Below are 3095 nucleotides of genomic sequence, written 5' to 3' on the forward strand. Positions count from 1 at the left end.
TCAGCATTTTTACTAATAGAAGTAAACATCGCAAAAACCTTATTACCAACATCAACACTTTGCCCTGCGGCACTTGTTGCACCTGCATATTCCGTTTGTACTTTGGCTAGTTCATCAAAAGTAACAATACCTGTTTGCACGGTTTTAGCGTTCGAAGCTAATAAGGCATCAATATCATCAACACCAATACCAAAGGCTTTCATTGCTTTTGTGGTGGAATTCATCGAATCGCCTAAATCAGCTCCAGTTGCTTGAGAGTAACGCCCTACTTTTTTAAAAACATCAATAGCATCTTTACCGTATAAACCAGTAGCAGATTGTAAATCGTACATTGCATTAGTAGAATCGCCAAGATTTGTACCAATATCAAAAGCGGCATCTCTAATTTTGGAACGATAACTATCAAGTTCTACTTTTGATTTATCGAGGTTCAATTGTTTAATGGGCAAAAAAGCGGTGTCAAACTTTTCGGCGGCTTGCACACCTTTTGTGGCGAGTGCTCCAAAGGCAATACCAACGCCTAGTATTCCTACGGTAGCCAATGCCATTGGATTTTTTAATAAATCCATTGCACGCCCTAATCCTGGTATTTCATCAATAAAACCTTGATATTTTAATCTTAGTTTGTCTATTTTTCCACCAACTTTAGTTCCAAATTTATCAAATTTGCTTTGTAATTTTTGAAGTTTACCACCAAAAAGTTTGGTACTTAAATCTAACAACATGGTCATTTTTGAAGTTGCCATAATCTTTGTTTTATATTTTGTATATTTGTATTAAGTTTTATACGACCCTCTAACGATAAGGGCTCACTTCATCGGGATAGAATAGCACACGGGTATCATTAAATTGAAGGCGTTTTATTTAACTTATCCCAAACCAAAAGACCTTTTCTATATAAAAGGTCTTCTTTTTTTATTGGGTACCAGGTTCTTATTTCTAAACCTTGCTCTTTATCCAATTTACAGTCAACCGATATTACTTTATCTTTGTAAAACTTAATATATCTTGACTGAAATTGATTTTCTAACCTATCAGGATTATTATACCAAACTTCATCTGGGTTTTTAATAATATCTTTTATATGTGGAAATAACTGGTGCCTATTTTCATTAGATTTTAAGTATTTACCTTTTGTATGTGCTTTAAATACTTTTTCTTTTAGAATCATTTTTCTACCTAAATAATCCTCGAATCCCATTAAATCAGTATCCTTTATTTTATCAAACAATTCTTTTACATTATCTCCAGTAATAGTGGTATCTATTTTAATATTATTTAAAGAGTTTTTAAAAGTGTCATAAGATTTTGCTCCATATTTATCAAAAGTCATTTTATTCAATTTTTCAGGAAGTCCTTTTATATCTGTATAAAATTGCTTTTTTGTAAATACTTGTTTTAAATCCGCACGGTTTATTTCAAATTGTGAGTTTCTATATTTAGGGTCTTGTTCTACTAATAATTCTTTAGCATATTTACCTGTTGTTACTTTTCCCTGAGTACCTCCTATATATTGCACAAATTCACATCGGCAACCATAACCGTTTGGAGCAACCAAATCCATGGCTTCTTTATCTGATAAATTAAAAATACGCCCATCTAATACTTTGTGTGAATTTCGTACACTTCCATCGCCAATAGTTTGATATTGTACATAAGAAGTTACCGTATCTTTTTCAGCCATCATACGGATATAACTTGCTGAATTTTGCCCAACGGCTACCGATAAATTATATTCTGTTTGTAGCCAATTACTGTTAAATTCTTTGGTTTCTTTTTCACACAATGCTTTAAAATCGCTGTATTCACGAAGCTTTTTATTTTCTTTATCAATTAATAAATTAGTCATTGCCGATAGTCGAGCTTCGGTTTTACTTGCCGTAAATTCAAACAGATTATATTCCATCATTTGAAGCATTAGTAAATCAGGTCCTGTGTATTGTGTAGTGCTTGAAAATTTAGATTTTAAACCTTTAAATAACTCCAAAGCTTCCAAAACAATCATTTTTCCAGCAATACCTGAAGTATCTGATTTATTGTATATTTCTTTTATTAATTGGCTGTTTAATTTGGTTAATAACCTACCCATAGCACCACCAACGGCAACAATTGTACTTGGGCAACAACTCGTAGGATAACGCTGTTCCGATAGTGCAATTATTGGTTTATTTGGAGTTATCGTTATGCTTTTTTTTTTACTATCAATAGGAATATTGAATGATTTAGAAAGCCAATCTAAAGGTATTTCATGCCCACTTTTAAGCAAACCATCAGTAATACTCCAAAGGTCTTTTAAATTTAAAACCTCTTCTGCAGGTTTAAATTCAAACATATCTTCAGGGCTTATTTTATAACCTTGTGCTTCGAGTAATGGAAATAATTGGTCATTAATTATAAATGAAATTAAACGCTTATCGGCTTGTGCTATTTTTTTATCTAAAGTACGTTCGTGTACTTCTGTTTGACTTCGATTAGAACCTTGGTCGGATAGCATTGTAGAGCCAACTAATTGCTTACTCACCATATCCATATTGGTTTTTATAAACTGTAAATAGGTGTTGTAAGCGTCCGTTCTGTTTGCCTCTTGAAATTTTATTTCTGTTCCAGTTGGAAAAGTACCAACGGAAGCTTCGCCTAACTGTAATAGCATGGCATGAACATTATCAATGGTTTTTGTGTCCGTTGTATTGGTCGTTGCTGTTATTAATGGCAGTCCAAATTTCTCACAAAATTCAGCCCATGCCTGCATTACATTACGTAGCCAAATAAGATTCGGAATAATGTTATTTAAAATACCCAGTTCACCGTTTTTACCTATTTGAATTAACCAATTTTCAAACATTGGATTTGCATAATCTATAAATTGAGGTTTTTGCAAGTCTGGAAATATTTTCTTTTGCGTTGTAACAACATTTCTGCGAGGTATAATCGTGTGTTTTATTTTTTCATTTTGAAATTCAGAAAACTCAATTAATGTAGTTCCAAAAATAATATGGTCTATTGCGTGTTCTAAAAATTCATAAAACCATTGTNCATGAACATTATCAATGGTTTTTGTGTCCGTTGTATTGGTCGTTGCTGTTATTAATGGCAGT

2 protein-coding genes are annotated in these 3095 nt (G+C 32.5%); both read right to left on the bottom strand.

The window, feature by feature from the left end; translation table 11 throughout:
• Nucleotides 1-746, bottom strand: a 746-nt coding sequence (locus L0U77_RS11725) for a phage tail tape measure protein (RefSeq protein WP_233901256.1), incomplete at its 3' end; no start/stop codon positions are given.
• A gap of 98 nt (nucleotides 747-844) precedes the next feature.
• The gene (locus L0U77_RS11730; RefSeq protein WP_478221541.1) at nucleotides 845-3094 is read right to left on the bottom strand and encodes a phage portal protein family protein; all 2250 of its coding nucleotides are present in this window, start codon (nucleotides 3092-3094) and stop codon (nucleotides 845-847) included.
• Between the last annotated feature and the right edge of the window lies 1 nt (nucleotide 3095).

This window comes from Tenacibaculum piscium, from assembly GCF_021390715.1.
Taxonomy (GTDB): domain Bacteria; phylum Bacteroidota; class Bacteroidia; order Flavobacteriales; family Flavobacteriaceae; genus Polaribacter; species Polaribacter piscius.